This window comes from Arthrobacter sp. V1I9 (assembly GCF_030817075.1).
In the GTDB taxonomy this organism is placed as follows: domain Bacteria; phylum Actinomycetota; class Actinomycetes; order Actinomycetales; family Micrococcaceae; genus Arthrobacter.
On the sequence record NZ_JAUSYU010000001.1, the window covers coordinates 1834507 to 1849137 of the forward strand.

Genomic DNA, 14631 nt, shown 5'->3' on the forward strand with positions numbered 1-14631 from the left:
CCCCTTTGCCCCACCGCGACGCCGCCGCCTGGCCCTGGGTCCGTGCACGCCTGCTGGCCCGCCGCCGGCAGGAAATTCCGGCAACCCAGCCGGACGCCGTCGTACGTACTGCTGTGGTGACTGATTCTGCCGCCGCGCTTCCCGCCGACTGGGCCGCCGGCCTGAGTGGCGACGGACGGCTCACCGTCATTCCCATGCCGGTGATGGTGGGCGAGGAGATCTACGGCGAGGGCGAAGACGATATCTCGGAAACCATTGCGCTGGCCCTGGCCAGCGGGATTTCCGTGAAGACCTCCCGGCCCTCGCCCGGTCAGTTTGAACAGGCCTACGCGGCAGCGCAGCGCAGGGGTTTTGAAGCGGTAGTGTCCGTGCACATCTCGGGCGGCCTGTCCGGCACGGCAGACGCCGCGCGGCTTGCGGCCGGCAGGGTGGGCATACCCGTGGAAGTGGTCGATTCCGGAACGGTCGGCATGGCCCTGGGGATGGCCGTCCAGGAAGCTGCGCGCGTTGCCGGCGAAGGCGCCGATGCGGAGGCAGTGGCTGCCGCTGCCGCCGGCCAGGCAGGCCGGACCAAGGTCTATTTCTACGTTCCGAGCCTCGAGCAGCTCCGACGCGGAGGGCGGATCGGCGCGGCTGCTTCCTTGTGGGGCACGATGCTTGCTATTAAGCCCATCCTCGGTGTCGATGGAGGAAAGATCGTTCCGTTGGAGAAGGTGCGCTCAGCCGTCCGGGCAGTTGCCCGGCTGGAGGAGATTGTGGCCGCGGATGCTTCTGCCCGCACCGCTTCTGCGGACGTGCGCCTTGCCGTCCACCATTTCGGGAACGCAACGGAAGCGGAGGGCCTGGCCGAACGGTTGGCCGCTGCCCTGCCGCAGTGCCCTCCTGCTCAGATCAGCTCCCTTCCTGCCGTACTTGCTGCCCATGCGGGGCTGGGCGTTCTCGCCGTCATTGTGGGCGATAACTTTGCCGTGCACGACGCCCCCTGACCACGTCCTTTCCACATAGCGGCCTTTTGCCCTGTTGCCTGCTGTGACTTGTTCTTAGCGTGGGGGAATGTCACGCCGCGATGCTGGAGCAGCAGGTGAACGGGCGCGCCACGCCAGGTCCCGGCTGCAGGCTACCCTGGGGGACAACTCCCGTGGGCTGCTGCTTGGGGACGACGACGGGCCCTCCTTCGAGTACCGGGGCACTGACGGCGGGGAAAAAGGGAGCCGTGCCCTTACGGGGGAAGGTCCGGCCAGGGCCCCAATCGACGTGGGGCCCGCAGTTCGCTGGCGCCTCAGTTTTCGGCTGGGCGTGCTCCTGGGCGTCCTTGCGGTGGCTGCCGGTGCCTGGTTTTGGTGGCAGGCGGAGTCCGGCAGGCCGGAGGTCCTGCCGCTCAGCGGCGTCAGTCCCGGAACCGCCGACCCAACAGCCGCGGACAGTGCCTCGGGGGAGGAGGACAGCGGTGGCGGCAGCCGTGCGGGTCGCGAGCCCGACGCGCAGGAAAGTGCACCCTCGGGCAGGGTTGTGGTTCACGTCGCCGGGTCGGTGCTTCGGCAAGGAGTGGTGCAGTTGCCGGCCGGCAGCCGGGTGCACGAGGCCATTGCCGCGGCCGGAGGGGCCGGGCCCCGCGCTGACCTGAACCGCCTTAACCTCGCCGTGGTTGTGGAGGATGGACAAAAGATCTATGTCCCGCAGCAGGGCGAACCGCTGCCAGCCGGCTCTGGGGATCCAGCCGGGTTGGTGGCCGGGGATTCCCCGGACGGAACTGCCGGAGGGCCGGCAGGATCGAAAATCAACCTGAACACCGCCGGGGTGGAGGAACTGGATGGTTTGCCGAAGGTGGGCCCTGTGCTGGCACAGCGGATCGTGGACTGGCGCAAGGAACATGGCCTGTTCAAGGCGGTCGAGGACCTTGACGCCATTGACGGTGTCGGTCCAAAGATGCTTGAAGCATTGCTGCCACTGGTGACCATATGACACGACGGCAAGGTGCAATGATGACGATGGGCGTCGGGCGGCGACATGGATAACAGAACAGCGGGGACGGGGTCGAGCCCCTGGAGCCGCTATGTAGAGTCTGCAGTCCGGGGGCATGCGGCCGGCGGGCAGGACGCGCAGCAAGCCGGCGCCATGGAACGGCCGTCAGCAACCGGGGAGGGATCGGGGAAAGGTACCCCGGTACAACCGCACCGGACGCTGCTGGGCCCCGCTGGCCCTGCCGGTCGCCCCGGAAAAAGCCTCGAACAGGTTTGGGTTTCGCAGTCTGCCCGATTCCGGGAGGGCGCCAGGAAAGCGCGGCAGGACGCAGACCCGGCCAGCGGCGGAACTCCACGCCGTCGCACTGACGTCCGGCTGGCGCTGCCGGCCGTGCTCGTCTGGAGTGCCTCCGTCGCCGGGCTCTGGCTGCCCCCAATGGCACTGGGCGGCCTTTGCTGCGCACTGCTCGTCCTTTCAGCCCTGCTGCTGCACCGTACCGTGAAATCCCGCACCCGCCGGGCGGCGAGGCAGGGCACCAGCAAACCGGCCCGGCGCAGCTTCCTGACCACTACCGCCGTCGCCCTCCTCCTTGCCGCGACGACGGCAGCACATTCGGCGGTGGCAGCCACCCAGCGGCACGACGGTCCCCTCGCTGCCGCCGTCTCTTCGGGAAAGTCAGTAGTAGCCATACTGGAAGTGGCAGGAGCGCCCCGTGCGCTGACTGCACCCAACCAAGCCGGCCCGCCTGCACGCTGGTCCGTACCTGTATGGACGCGGGACGTCAGTACCGGCGGTGTTGTGCTGCGGACCCGGGCCCAGCTGCTGGTGGTTGGCGGCGGCGGTTGGGGCACTGTGGTGCCCGGCCAGCTGGTCCGGGCAACCGGAAAGCTTCGCTCCGCGGATCCCGGGCGGGAGGAGGCCGGCATCCTTACAGCGTCCTCCGGACCAGGACAGCCGGCTGGTCCGCCAGTCTTGCAGGGAGCAGCCAAGGAACTGCGGGAACGGTTCGTATCCGCTGCCTCTTTCCTGGCCCCGGATCCCCGCGGCCTGCTTCCGGGAATGGTCACCGGGGATACCAGTGCGCTCGATGAGGGCTTGAACGCTGCCATGAAAAGCGTGGGTATGACCCACCTGACGGCCGTCAGTGGGGCAAACTGCAGCCTGGTCCTCGGCGCGCTGCTGCTGTTGTGCCGGCGTTTCCGCTTGCCCCGGCTGGCTTCGGCTGTGCTGGCTGTGGCGGGCCTCGGGCTGTTCGTGCTCCTTGTTGGGCCGGATGCGAGCGTCCTGCGGGCAGCAGTGATGGGCGCGGTGGCAGTACTCGCCCTGGCGGGTGGCCGGTCCGGGCGTGGCCTGAGCTTCCTGTGCCTTGCCGTGATCGGCCTCCTGCTGGTTGACCCGGGGCTGGGATCGAGTTTCGGGTTCCTCCTGTCCGTCCTGGCAACATTGGGGATCATCGTCCTGGGCCAGCGCATCATGGCGTGGACCCCGGCATTCATTCCGCGCTGGGCAGCGGCTGCGGTGGCTGTTCCCCTGTCCGCCCAACTGCTGTGCGGGCCGGTGATTGTTGTGCTGCAGCCCCAGTTTTCCACCTACTCGCTGCTGGCCAACGTCATTGCGTCGCCGCTCGTGGCACCCGTGACGCTGCTGGGGACAGCTGCCGTGCCCCTGGTGGTGCTGGCCCCATGGGCAGGAACACTCCTGATCGCCGTGGCGGGCACGTTCAGCGCGGGGGTGGCGGCGACCGCCAGGTTTGCCTCGCAGCTTCCCGGCGCGGCCCTTCCCTGGCCCGAGGGTATGGCGGGCATGCTGACCATGCTGTTCCTGTCAGTGCTGACGCTCGTGGCTGTCGCGGCCGTGGTCCGCCCGCACCGGCTCATTCGGTGTGTGGTGGCTTTGCATCAGCGCACCGTTTCCCTGATCGAAGTGCTGGAGCGGAACGCGGCCGGAGGGTTACCGCGCCGCAGCCGGGAGCCGCTGCGCAGGTCCGCTCCGCGAGTGTTGCCAACGCGCGGTCCCGGCTTTGACCGGGCCGCCGGACATGGCAGGCTGGGATACTGCACAAAACTATCCGGAAGGAAGCCCCGATGGCCGCTGCGCAGAAACGTGCAACCCGTTCGCCGGCGTCGAACGGCCCCACCTGGCGCGACGTAACCCCGGCTGCGGTCGTCCTGGTCACCGGACCTGAAGAATACCTCGGCATCAGGGCCATGGACCGTGTCCGCGCAGAGGTACGGGCAGCCGCCCCGGACGTTGAGGTCAGCCGCATCAACGCCGCGGCCTACGAGGCGGGGACCCTGCTTATGCAGGTCAGCCCGTCCCTTTTCGGCGAAAGCAAGCTCATCGAAGTCGAGGCTGTTGAATCGATGAACGACGCTTTCCTCGCCGACGCCCTTGCCTACCTCGGCCATCCGGAGTCCGACGCTGTCCTGGTGCTGCGGCACGGCGGGGGAGTGCGTGGCAAGAAGTTGCTCGATGCGATCAAAAAGGCCGGCTGGCCGGTGGTGGACTGCCAGCCGCTCAAAAAGGACGCGGACAAGGTGGCGTTTGTCGCCGCCGAGTTCAAAGCTGCCGGGCGGAGGATCGAGCAGGACGCCGTGCAGGCGCTGGTCAATGCCGTTGGAGCGAACCTTTCAGAGCTGGCGGCGGCATGCAGCCAGCTGATCGCGGACGCCGGCACGACGGTGACCACCGACATCGTTGACCGCTACTACGGCGGACGGATCGAGGCCACGGCCTTCAAGGTGGCCGACGCCGCCATGGCAGGAAACGGCCCGCTCGCGCTGTCCACTCTGCGCCATGCCCTCGCCACAGGAGCTGATCCCGTTCCGCTCGTAGCCGCGCTGGCGGCCAAGCTGCGGACCGTGGCCCGGGTGGCCGGCGCTTCGGGTTCTTCAGCCCAGATAGCCGCTGACCTTGGGATGCAGCCTTGGCTCGTTGAACAGGCTCAGCGGGACGTCCGGCGCTGGACGCCGGACGGCTTGGTCCGCTCCATCCAGGCAACCGCGGAGGCTGACGCCCAGGTCAAGGGCCTGTCCCGCGATCCTGTCTACGCCGTGGAACACGCGGTTACGGTGATCGCGATGTCCGTCCAGGGCAGGTAATCCGCGCCCGCGCCAGGCAGGCACCCGAACAAGCGGCGTAACCGGAAACCGCACCCCGGTGGTTAAAGATGTGTGGCCGGTACCAACCGGTACCGGCCACAACCATCAGTTCGAGGAACTGGAAACCTTACAGTGCGTTGACCTTCTTGGAGATCGCCGACTTGCGGTTAGCTGCGTTGTTCTTGTGCAGAACACCCTTGCTGACAGCCTTGTCCAGCTTGCGGCTGGCAGCAACCAGGGCAGCAGCAGCTGCATCCTTGTCCGTGGACTCAACGGCGGTGTTGACGGCGCGGATGGCCGTCTTCAGCTCGGACTTGACTGCGTTGTTGCGCAGGCGTGCCTTCTCGTTGGTGAGGATGCGCTTCTTCTGGGACTTGATATTCGCCACGTGTGAACTCTCTTTTTAATGCGGAAATGGTCTAGAGGGCTTTCAGATTGGCCATTGACTGAGCGGCGTGGGGATACCTATGGCGGCCAACCATCAGTGGCCGTCGACCTGCACGGACACACAGCTATAAAGAATAGCAGGTCAGGCGCAGGGCTGGCCATTTGGGCAGCTAACTCCAGCCGTGTCGCCGGCGCAGCCCATCAGCCACCCGTTCAAACCGTTCACGGTCCAGCACGGCGCCTTCCCGCCGGATGCCGTCCGGCCGAAGCTGAACAATTCGGTCCAGCCGGGCTTCGCTGGGCCGGCCCTTCCGGTCCCATCCGCCGGTGCCGATGTCCACATAGTCTGCTGATGCTCCCAAACCGGGCGTCCGGTCCTTACTGGTGAGCATCAGCCCAAGAAGGTACCCGCCGCTTTGGCCCACCAACAGCACCGGACGGTCCTTTCCGCGTGTGTGGTCCTCCTCGTAGGGGACCCAGGCCCACACCACCTCACCCGGATCCGGCTCGCCGTCCCGCTGCGGTGCGTAACGAATGGCGAACTGGCGTTGAAAGTCGCCGGGGTACTGTCCGGTCCCCTGACTGGCGGCGGAGGGTGCGCGGCGCGCTGGGCCGGGGGTGCCGGCCGGTGTGCTCCTGCCCGGCTTCTGCAGCACGCGAAGGCCGGCTTTGACGGCGTTTGCCAGAAATCGGAAGTTGATAGCCATCCAGCAACCCTAGCGTCGGCTTCCATCGCAGGCATGGAACATCAAAGGGCGCGTAATGCAGTGCCACCTGCCCGGACGTGGGACACTTGAGGTTCCAGATGTGCGGCGCGTCCGCAGGGTGCCCTTCGTGCGTCCTGGCGGCGCCCGCGTGAATGCCAACAGTAAGGACCCTGCGTGTCTCCCATGGCCCGCACCGCCCCGGTGCCCGCCGCGACAGATCCGGCCATCATTCGGAACTTCTGCATCATCGCGCACATTGACCACGGCAAGTCCACCCTGGCCGACCGCATGCTGCAGTTCACCGGCGTCGTGCAGTCCCGCGACATGAAGGCCCAGTACCTGGATCGCATGGACATCGAGCGTGAGCGCGGCATCACCATCAAGTCCCAGGCTGTCCGCATGCCGTGGGAACTCGAGGGCACCAGCTACGCGCTGAACATGATCGACACCCCTGGCCACGTGGACTTCACCTACGAGGTTTCCCGCTCCCTGGCGGCCTGCGAAGGAGCCATCCTCCTGGTCGACGCAGCGCAGGGTATTGAGGCCCAGACCCTCGCCAACCTGTACCTGGCCATGGAAAACAACCTCACGATCATCCCGGTCCTGAACAAGATCGACCTCCCGGCTGCCCAGCCCGAGAAGTATGCGGCGGAACTGGCCAGCCTCATCGGCGGGGACCCGGAGGACGTCCTGCGTGTTTCGGGCAAGACCGGAATGGGCGTTGAAGCGCTGCTCGACAAGATCGTCCGCGACCTGCCGGCGCCGGAGGGTGATGCGAATGCGCCCGCCCGCGCCATGATCTTCGACTCTGTGTATGACACCTACCGCGGTGTGGTCACCTACGTCCGCGTAGTGGATGGGATGCTGCATCCCCGCGAACGCATCCAGATGATGTCCACCCGGGCCACCCACGAACTCCTCGAGATCGGGGTCAGCTCCCCCGAACCCACCCCTTCCAAGGGCCTGGGCGTCGGCGAAGTGGGCTACCTCATCACGGGTGTGAAGGATGTCCGCCTGTCCAAGGTGGGCGACACCGTCACCAACCTCGCCAAGCCGGCCGCCGATTCGCTTCCCGGCTACGCCGATGCCAAGCCGATGGTCTTCTCCGGCCTGTATCCGTTGGACGGCACGGACTATCCCGTGCTGCGCGATGCACTGGAAAAGCTGATGCTCAACGATGCTGCCCTGGTGTACGAGCCGGAAACTTCCGCGGCGTTGGGCTTCGGATTCCGCGTAGGCTTCCTCGGACTGCTGCACCTGGAAATCACCCGCGAGCGCCTCGAACGCGAGTACAACCTGGACCTGATCTCCACCGCCCCCAACGTGGAGTACGAGGTAACGCTGGAGGACAAAAAGGTGGTCCACGTGACCAACCCCAGCGAATACCCCTCCGGCAAAATCTCCGAGGTCCGTGAACCGATGGTGTCTGCCACCATCCTGGCCCCCAACGAATTCGTCGGCGCCATCATGGAACTGTGCCAGAGCCGACGCGGCGTTATGGGCGGCATGGACTACCTGTCCGAGGACAGGGTGGAAATCCGGTACCGCCTGCCGCTGGCCGAGATCGTGTTCGACTTTTTCGACATCCTCAAGTCCAAGACCCGTGGCTACGGTTCCCTGGACTGGAAGGCCGACGGCGAGCAGGTGGCCGATCTGGTGAAGGTGGATATTATGCTCCAGGGCGAGCAGGTGGATGCCTTTTCCGCCATCACACACCGCGACAAGGCTTACTCCTACGGGGTCATGATGACCACCAAGCTGCGCGAGCTCATTCCACGCCAGCAGTTCGAGGTGCCCATCCAGGCCGCTATTGGCTCCAGGATCATCGCCCGGGAAAGCATCCGCGCCATCCGCAAGGACGTCCTGGCCAAGTGCTACGGCGGCGACATCTCCCGTAAGCGCAAGTTGCTGGAGAAACAGAAGGAAGGCAAGAAGCGCATGAAGATGGTGGGCCGCGTCGAGGTCCCCCAGGAAGCCTTCATCGCCGCCCTCACCACCGACGAGTCCAAGGACAAGGCCAAGAAGTAGTGAACAACGCGTCCGGCAACACCGGGGGCCCTTGCAATGCCTAGCACTCTTCCCCTCGGCGACCCGGCGCCGTCGGACGGTCTGCTGCCTGCCCAGGCAGTGGACGGTTCGGTGGACCGGGCGTTCGGACTGTATGTGCACATTCCGTTCTGCGCGGTGCGCTGCGGCTACTGCGACTTCAACACCTACACCGCAACGGAGCTCGGCGGCGGCGCCTCCCAGGACGCGTATGCCGGCACGGCTGCCGCGGAGGTATCGATGGCGGCCCGAGTGCTGGCCGAATCCGGCCTTCCCGCCCGGAAGCTGAGCACAGTGTTCTTCGGCGGCGGCACACCCACCCTGCTTCCCGCGGAAGATCTCGCACTGATCCTCCGGAGGGCCATCGAGCAATGGGGAATTGACGACGGCGCTGAGGTCACCACGGAGGCCAACCCCGATTCCGTAACGCCGGAATCCCTCGCCATCCTCAAGGACGCCGGCTTCACCCGGGTCTCCTTTGGCATGCAGTCCGCCGTCCCGCACGTCCTCAAGGTGCTTGACCGTACCCACACGCCCAGTCGGGTCCCGCAAGTGGTTCAATGGGCACGCGAGGCCGGCCTCGCAGTCAGCCTGGACCTGATCTACGGAACACCGGGGGAATCCCTCGCCGACTGGCGGTGCTCGTTGGAGACCGCCCTGTCCTACGAGCCTGACCACATCAGCGCGTACGCTCTGATCGTGGAGGACGGCACGAAGCTCGCCGCCCAGATCCGCCGTGGTGAGGTCCCCGGAATCGACGACGACGACCACGCCGACAAGTATGAGCTTGCCGACCAGTTGATCACCGAGGCAGGCCTCGGCTGGTACGAGGTCAGCAACTGGTCGCGCACCCCGGAGCAGGCGTGCCGCCACAACCTTGCCTACTGGCGCGGCGATGACTGGTGGGGTATCGGCCCGGGCGCGCATTCGCATGTGGGGGGAGTCCGCTGGTGGAACGTCAAACACCCCACGGCCTATGCCGGCCGCCTGGCGCAGGGACTGTCGCCCGCTGCCGGGAGGGAAACGCTGGATCCGGAAACCCGGAACGTGGAGCGGGTAATGCTCGAGGCGCGGCTGCAGTCCGGCCTGGAGGTTTCTGCCCTTGGCGCTGAAGGGCGACACCAGGTCGCAAGCCTGATCGCGGACGGACTGGTGGAACCGCACGCCGCTTTCTGGGGGCGGCTCGTCCTCACCCTCAAAGGCAGGCTCCTGGCGGATGCTGTTGTCCGCCGCGTACTTCCCGCTTAGATTTACGGGGAGCCGCCGAGGGGGGTGGTGGTCCTGGTGGAGCTGTCCCAGAGGCGGGCCTCGATGCATTGCCCTTCTGTCCGCCCATCCAAGGCATCCATGGCGGGGCCCAGCAGGTTACCGGGGATCCGGCGCGCGAGGGTGACGTGTGGCGTCCAGGCGTCCGGCAGGGTGTTTTCATAGGCGCCGGCACACCGCTGATGCAGCTGCGCGTGCAGTTCGAGCAAACCCGCCGCCGGCACAACCAGGCGGGCCAGCACGTACTTGCCGGGACCCGCGGGGAAGACCACCAGGCCGGAAAACTTGATGTCGAGCGGAAGCCCACCCCACAGATCCTGCACGGACCCGACGTCCAGAGCGGTGCCGGCGGCCAGCGTAATGTGCGGCCTGTTGCTCGGTGAGGTGTGCGCGGCAAGGCTCGGCAGCCCGGCTTCCGCGAGCCGGGCCCAGTCCGTTCTGATTGAAGAATCGATGGATTCTCCGAAGGTCAACTCGACGCTGCGCATGCACCCATCATGCCGGACGCTGGCGTCAGGTTCTTCCGGAAGGCCCGAAGCCTCCCTGCGCTACTTGATCCAGCGCAGGTTGTACGGGTAACGGTGCGGTTGGCCCTTGTTGACGTGGATGCCGGCGGCCACCGAGAAGCATGTCAGGCCGATCCAGATCAGTGTGGCGATGACGGCAAAGACGTTGCCGATCACAGGCACGAAGACCAGGATGTTGGCAACCACTGCCGCGATGGTGGGCGGCAGGCTGAAGTTCAGCGCTTCCTTTGACTCCTGCGCCGTAAACGGGCCGCGGTCACGGAAGATCAGGTAGATCAGCAGCGAAGGAACGCAACCCAAAATGCCGCCGAAGTGGGCCAGCGTAGCCCACTGCCGGTCTTCGCTTGCCGTCAGGGGCAGCGCATTCGCCGGAACGCCGTGGTACTCCGAACCGCCCTGGCCCTGGCTGTCCCTGTGATCACGCGCGTTTTCTGCCACAGTCTGTTCCTTCTGAAGTGCAATGGTGCTGACTAGGAGTGCCATGTCTGCTGCGGGGTCCTGCCATCGCAGACACCGCTGTACCAAGAATACTGGGTGCAGCGGTATTAGCTGACCTCACCCACCGGCGGGAGCGCTAATCCGGCCCGCCCAATGCTAGGGGACTGTGAGGAAATCAATGACTTCTTCCACCCTGCCCAGCAGGGACGCTTCCAGGTCGGCGTAACTGCGGACGGCTCCCAGCAGCTTCTGCCACCCCAGGCCGATGTCCTCTTTCGTCTCGTGCGGCCAGCCAAAGGCGGCGAGGACGCCGGTCTTCCAGTCCTGGCCGCGCGGCACTACCGGCCACTTCTCGATGCCAAGGACAGCAGGGCGGATGGCCTGCCACACGTCAACGTAGGGGTGTCCGACGATCAGCACATTCCCCGCAGCGCCGGGAGAGGCCATTACCGATCCGGCGATGCGGGACTCCTTTGAGTCGGGTACCAGGTGGTCCACAAGCACTCCCAGGCGCCTGCCCGGCCCCGGCCTGAAATCGGCCACGGCGGCAGCGAGGTCATCAATGCCGTGGAGCGGTTCTACGACGATGCCCTCCACCCGGAGGTCATCGCCCCACACCTTCTCGACAAGTTCGGCGTCGTGTTTTCCCTCTACCCAGATGCGGCTCGCCTTGGCAACCTGTGCTCGCTGCCCTGCCACACGGACAGAACCCGACGCCGTCCTGCCGCCTGCGGTGCCCGGCCCCGCCGGCAGCCGCGGGGCCGGGGGCATCAGGCGGATTGCCTGGCCTTCAAGGAGGAACCCGAATCCCAGCCGGAAGGACCTGGACTTGCCGCGGCGGTCTTCCAGTGCCACCACGTGCATTCCTCCCGACTTCTCCACCCGGGTTACCGCGCCAACCCACCCGGACTGGACGTCTTCCAGCACCATGCCACGCTCCACGGGCACCTCGGGCAGTTGCGCCCTGGCAGGTGCGGACAGGTCCTGGGCTCCCCAGTTCTGGTAATGCATGGAATCACTCCGCCTCGTGCTGGTCCTGGCCCGGAATTTCGCCCGGAGCGGTACCAATGCTAACAACGAGGCGAGTCATAATAGACTGTTAGCACTTAGGCATGTCGAGTGCTAACCCCTGTAGACACACGGTGCGGGCGGAACGGCTGCCCTGAACCCTTGATGGAGGTGGAGTGTGAGCGAGCCGCGCAAACTGGAAGTACTGCGGGCGATCGTGGAGGACTACGTCCACTCCCGCGAGCCGGTGGGGTCCAAGGCCCTCGTGGAGCGTCACCATCTCGGCGTTTCCAGCGCCACCATTCGCAATGACATGGCCGCGCTTGAGGACGAAGGACTGATTACCGCCCCGCACACCAGCGCGGGCCGCATCCCCACGGACAAAGGCTACCGGCTCTTCGTCGACCAGATTTCCGCGGTGAAGCCGCTGTCCCAGGCGGAGCGGCGGGCCATCCAGTCACTGCTGGAAGGCGCAGATGACCTCGACGACGTCCTGGAACGCACCGTCCGGCTGTTGTCCCAGCTGACAAACCAGGTGGCCGTCGTCCAGTATCCGCACGTTAACCGAGCACTGGTCCGACACATCGAATTCGTTCTCCTTGCCCCTCGGAAGGTGTTGGTGGTGCTGATTGCCAACAGCGGCAAGGTTGAACAGCGGGTCATCGACGTCGGGCAGGACCTGGCTGACGACGCGATCGCTGCGCTGCGCGGCCAATTCCTTGGATCCCTCGCCGGCACTCCCTTGGCCCAGCTTGGGCAGTCACTGCCCGCAGTGGTGTCCGGCGTAGCCCCCGGGCAGCGGCAGGCAGCCCAGGCGCTGGCGCACGGGCTGGAGGGCCTGGCCCACAGCAGCCGGGAAGACCGGATGGTGATGGCCGGCACGGCCAACCTGGCCCGTTCCAACGTTGACTTTCCGCTAAGCATCGGGCCGGTGCTGGAGGCGCTCGAGGAGCAGGTGGTGATGCTCCGCCTGCTAAGCGAGATGGCACAGGACCACCGCGGAGTGGCCGTGAGCATCGGCCGCGAAAACCCATACGACGGCCTGGCGGAGGCTTCCGTCGTCGCAACGGGCTATGGCCCGGACAGCGTCGCCAAGATTGGCGTGCTGGGTCCCACCAGAATGGACTACCCCACCACCATGGCGGCAGTCAGGGCTGTGGCCCGTTACCTGTCACGGATTCTGGGACCCTGACCACAGTTCAGCGCCCCAGGGCGCACAGCAGTGTATGCAGTTCGACTGCAGGCAGAACAACAAGGAAGAGATACTAACTTTGAGCAGCCACTACGAAGTCCTTGGAGTCGCACCGGATGCCACCGGGGAAGAGATCAAGAAGGCCTACCGAAAGCTGGCCCGGACCCTTCACCCGGACGTCAATCCCGGTGAGGATGTTGCGGACCGCTTCAAGGCAGTGACCCATGCCTATGAAGTCCTCTCGGATCCCCAGAAGCGGCGGGTCTATGACACCACCGGAAACGAAAACGGCACGGACAACGGATTCGGCGGGGGAGCGTACGCCGGGCAGGGCTTCGCCTTCCAGGACATCTTCGACACCTTCTTTGGCGCGGGCGGCACTACCGGTCCTGCGTCGCGGGTCCGGCGCGGGCAGGATGCGCTCATCAGCGTCCGGATCGAGCTCCGCGACGCCGTGTTCGGAGTCAACAAGAAGCTCGAAGTGGACACGGCGGTGGTCTGCCCCACCTGTGAGGGCTCATGCTGCCAGCCCGGAACCCACCCCGAGCGCTGCGATATCTGCGGCGGCAGCGGCCAGGTCCAGAGGGCCGTGCGTTCAATCCTTGGCCAGGTCATGACTGCCGCTCCGTGCGGCACCTGCGAAGGTTTTGGAACCGTTATCAAGGACCCGTGCAACGAGTGCAGCGGACAGGGCCGCATCCGCAGCCGCCGTTCCCTGACCATTAAGGTTCCTGCCGGCGTCGCCACCGGGACACGCATCCAGCTCTCGGGCCAGGGCGAAGCAGGTCCCGCCGGTGGCCCCGCCGGCGATCTCTACGTGGAGATCCGCGTCAACAACGACGCCACGTACGTCCGGGAAGGTGACGACCTGCACGCCACCCTCAACATCCCCATGACAGCAGCCGCCCTGGGCACCGACGTGACCCTCGAAACCTTCGACGGGGCCCAGGAGATCGATGTGAAGGCCGGCACGCAGTCCGGAGAGATCATCACCCTGCGCGGCCTGGGCGTCACCCACCTGCGCGGGTACGGCCGCGGTGACCTGAAGGTCCATCTCCAGGTCGAGACGCCCGCCAAGCTTGATGCGGCGCAGGAAGACCTGCTGCGCCAGCTCGCCAAACTCCGCGGCGAGCAGATCACGGAGGGAAAGCTTGCTGCCAGCGGCGGCATGTTTGCCAAGCTCCGGGACCGGCTCGGTAACCTGTAGCGGTGAGCAACCCGGTCTTTTTCACCGCGCCCGGGTCCCTGGACCGGATGGTGCCGGACGGCGTCTTTATCCTGGAGGGAGCCGAGGCGCGGCACGCGGTCACGGTTAAGCGGCTCTCTCCGGGCGAGGCGGTGGACATCGTTGACGGCGCCGGTACACGGATGAGCGGCAAGGTTACAGCCGCTTCCTCCTCCGGACTTGAAGTGGCATGCGCGTCCGTGGTTGTTGAGGACCGGCCACTCACCAGGCTCGTGCTGGTCCAGGCCCTGGCCAAGGGCGACCGGGACGAGCTTGCCATCGAGACGGCCACCGAACTGGGGATTGACGCCGTTATTCCCTGGCAGTCCGAACGTTCCATCGTGCGGTGGAAGGGTGACCGGGCAGCCAAGGCACATGGGAAATGGCAGTCCGTTGTCACCGCCGCCGCCAAGCAGGCGCGCCGGGCCTGGATACCCGAGGTGCGGGCCGCCGTCGACACCGCCGGCCTCGCCGCCGCCGTCGAGACGGCAGCCCTGGCCGTTGTCCTGCACGAGGACGCGGTACGCCCCTTGCGGGCGGTCCTGGAAACATGGCTGGAAACGGGCGCTGCTGAAGCTGTGCGGGAAGTATTCCTGATCGTAGGACCCGAGGGCGGCATCAGCCAGCGTGAAGTTACCCGGCTGTGCGGCCAGGGTGCCGTGACGGCCCTCCTGGGGCACCATGTGCTGCGCTCATCAACGGCCGGTCCCGCCGCCGTCGTTCTTGCCAGCGACGTTCTGGGCCGCTGGGCTGCGCCGGTACTTTGAGCTGC

General features: G+C 66.2%; 14 protein-coding genes. 9 read left to right on the forward strand and 5 right to left on the reverse strand.

Features of this window, described 5'->3' with window-relative positions:
* Positions 1 to 5 precede the first annotated feature (5 nt).
* The 4 genes from QFZ70_RS08755 (at position 6) to holA (ending at position 5063) form a co-directional block, all read left to right on the forward strand.
* Positions 6 to 986: a DegV family protein gene (locus QFZ70_RS08755; RefSeq protein WP_307094977.1), complete on the forward strand. Its 981-nt coding sequence runs from the start codon at positions 6 to 8 to the stop codon at positions 984 to 986.
* A gap of 67 nt (positions 987 to 1053) precedes the next feature.
* A complete protein-coding gene (locus tag QFZ70_RS08760; RefSeq protein WP_307094978.1) occupies positions 1054 to 1962 on the forward strand; it encodes a helix-hairpin-helix domain-containing protein in 909 nt (302 codons plus the stop codon).
* A 45-nt stretch (positions 1963 to 2007) separates the two neighbouring features.
* Positions 2008 to 4113 (forward strand): ComEC/Rec2 family competence protein, encoded by a 2106-nt coding sequence (locus QFZ70_RS08765; protein WP_307094979.1) that lies wholly within the window; start codon positions 2008 to 2010, stop codon positions 4111 to 4113.
* Complete coding sequence (holA, locus tag QFZ70_RS08770; RefSeq protein ID WP_307094980.1) at positions 4047 to 5063, forward strand: DNA polymerase III subunit delta; 1017 nt, start codon at positions 4047 to 4049, stop codon at positions 5061 to 5063. Before QFZ70_RS08765 ends, holA begins: the two co-directional genes overlap by 67 nt.
* Before the next feature lie 127 nt (positions 5064 to 5190).
* On the opposite strand, the gene rpsT is transcribed toward holA, so the two are convergent.
* Positions 5191 to 5451: a 30S ribosomal protein S20 gene (gene rpsT / locus QFZ70_RS08775; protein WP_011692086.1), complete on the reverse strand. Its 261-nt coding sequence runs from the start codon at positions 5449 to 5451 to the stop codon at positions 5191 to 5193.
* Between the two features lie 169 nt (positions 5452 to 5620).
* Positions 5621 to 6157, reverse strand: a complete 537-nt coding sequence (locus QFZ70_RS08780; RefSeq protein ID WP_307094981.1) for a type II toxin-antitoxin system PemK/MazF family toxin — start codon at positions 6155 to 6157, stop codon at positions 5621 to 5623.
* A gap of 174 nt (positions 6158 to 6331) precedes the next feature.
* Here QFZ70_RS08780 and lepA point away from each other — a divergent pair, with 174 nt between their 5' ends.
* Entirely contained in the window at positions 6332 to 8185 is a 1854-nt protein-coding gene (gene lepA / locus QFZ70_RS08785; RefSeq protein WP_307094982.1) for a translation elongation factor 4, read from the forward strand.
* A 36-nt stretch (positions 8186 to 8221) separates the two neighbouring features.
* Entirely contained in the window at positions 8222 to 9451 is a 1230-nt protein-coding gene (hemW, locus tag QFZ70_RS08790; protein ID WP_307094983.1) for a radical SAM family heme chaperone HemW, read from the forward strand.
* A gap of 2 nt (positions 9452 to 9453) precedes the next feature.
* Here hemW and QFZ70_RS08795 read toward each other — a convergent pair whose 3' ends face one another.
* The 3 genes from QFZ70_RS08795 to QFZ70_RS08805 all read right to left on the reverse strand — a co-directional run bounded on the left by QFZ70_RS08795 (position 9454) and on the right by QFZ70_RS08805 (position 11445).
* Positions 9454 to 9957 (reverse strand): 2'-5' RNA ligase family protein, encoded by a 504-nt coding sequence (locus tag QFZ70_RS08795; RefSeq protein WP_307094984.1) that lies wholly within the window; start codon positions 9955 to 9957, stop codon positions 9454 to 9456.
* A gap of 60 nt (positions 9958 to 10017) precedes the next feature.
* Positions 10018 to 10434, reverse strand: coding sequence for a DUF4870 domain-containing protein (locus QFZ70_RS08800; RefSeq protein ID WP_307094985.1), 417 nt, complete (start codon positions 10432 to 10434; stop codon positions 10018 to 10020).
* 156 nt (positions 10435 to 10590) lie between these two features.
* Positions 10591 to 11445, reverse strand: a complete 855-nt coding sequence (locus QFZ70_RS08805) for a DUF3097 domain-containing protein (RefSeq protein ID WP_307094986.1) — start codon at positions 11443 to 11445, stop codon at positions 10591 to 10593.
* Between the two features lie 175 nt (positions 11446 to 11620).
* Between QFZ70_RS08805 and hrcA the strand changes: the two genes are divergently transcribed.
* The 3 genes from hrcA (at position 11621) to QFZ70_RS08820 (ending at position 14626) form a co-directional block, all read left to right on the forward strand.
* Positions 11621 to 12634, forward strand: a complete 1014-nt coding sequence (gene hrcA / locus QFZ70_RS08810) for a heat-inducible transcriptional repressor HrcA (protein WP_307094987.1) — start codon at positions 11621 to 11623, stop codon at positions 12632 to 12634.
* A 79-nt stretch (positions 12635 to 12713) separates the two neighbouring features.
* Positions 12714 to 13841: a molecular chaperone DnaJ gene (gene dnaJ / locus QFZ70_RS08815; protein WP_307094988.1), complete on the forward strand. Its 1128-nt coding sequence runs from the start codon at positions 12714 to 12716 to the stop codon at positions 13839 to 13841.
* Between the two features lie 2 nt (positions 13842 to 13843).
* Positions 13844 to 14626, forward strand: a complete 783-nt coding sequence (locus QFZ70_RS08820; protein ID WP_307094989.1) for a 16S rRNA (uracil(1498)-N(3))-methyltransferase — start codon at positions 13844 to 13846, stop codon at positions 14624 to 14626.
* The last annotated feature ends 5 nt before the right edge of the window (positions 14627 to 14631 follow it).

Excerpts from the sequence above, each read along its gene's own strand:
- QFZ70_RS08760 (WP_307094978.1), top strand. The coding sequence starts at position 1,054 with ATGTCACGCCGCGATGCTGGAGCAGCAGGTGAACGGGCGCGCCACGCC.
- QFZ70_RS08765 (WP_307094979.1), top strand. The coding sequence starts at position 2,008 with ATGGATAACAGAACAGCGGGGACGGGGTCGAGCCCCTGGAGCCGCTAT.
- holA (WP_307094980.1), top strand. The coding sequence starts at position 4,047 with ATGGCCGCTGCGCAGAAACGTGCAACCCGTTCGCCGGCGTCGAACGGC.
- QFZ70_RS08780 (WP_307094981.1), bottom strand. The coding sequence starts at position 6,157 with ATGGCTATCAACTTCCGATTTCTGGCAAACGCCGTCAAAGCCGGCCTT.
- hemW (WP_307094983.1), top strand. The coding sequence starts at position 8,222 with ATGCCTAGCACTCTTCCCCTCGGCGACCCGGCGCCGTCGGACGGTCTG.
- QFZ70_RS08795 (WP_307094984.1), bottom strand. The coding sequence starts at position 9,957 with ATGCGCAGCGTCGAGTTGACCTTCGGAGAATCCATCGATTCTTCAATC.
- QFZ70_RS08805 (WP_307094986.1), bottom strand. The coding sequence starts at position 11,445 with ATGCATTACCAGAACTGGGGAGCCCAGGACCTGTCCGCACCTGCCAGG.